Genomic DNA, 544 nt, shown 5'->3' with positions numbered 1-544 from the left:
TTCTAAGGTAGCGATTAAATCTGAGCGAACTTTTGCTGCTTCTTCCGCCGCTTCCTTGTCTGCTGCAGCCAGTTTAGCTTGATCTTGACCAGAAAGTTGAGATTGAGTTTTTGATTCGGCCGGTGTTACTTGTTCGCTGTCTTCTGCCAAGAAATCTGCCAATAAGTCGGAGGCATCAATGTCGCCATCTTCGATGGCTTTCAAGATGGCATCTTTGCCAATCACTTCTTTAGCTGCCTTAATAGCTGCTTCCTTATCAGTGATAGTAGCATCCTTGTTGATGTCATCAATGGTTGATTTTTCGATACCTTCAAGGGCAGTCAACAATTCGCTGTGAGCCTTAGCTTCTGCAGCTTGTTTAGCCTCTTCTTCTTTCTTAGCTTCTTCTACTGCTTCCTTATCTGCTGCAGCAAGTTTGGCTTGGTCTTTGCTTGAAAGTTGAGATTGAGTTTTTGATTCGGCCGGTGTTACTTGTTCACTGTCTTCTGCCAAGAAGTCTGCTAACAAGTCTGAGGTGTCGAGCTCACCCTCTTCGATGGCTTTC

The 544-nt window shown here is 44.9% G+C and carries 1 pseudogene; it reads right to left on the bottom strand.

From position 1 onward, the window contains the following. Window positions 1-544: pseudogene (locus tag ADM50_RS07085) on the bottom strand (SIALI-17 repeat-containing surface protein); the annotation flags it as partial.

Source organism: Streptococcus oralis (assembly GCF_001075675.1).
In the GTDB taxonomy this organism is placed as follows: Bacteria; Bacillota; Bacilli; order Lactobacillales; family Streptococcaceae; genus Streptococcus; species Streptococcus oralis_V.
The sequence above is the reverse complement of the archived record's forward strand: the minus strand, read 5'-3'. Positions and strand labels throughout refer to the sequence as shown.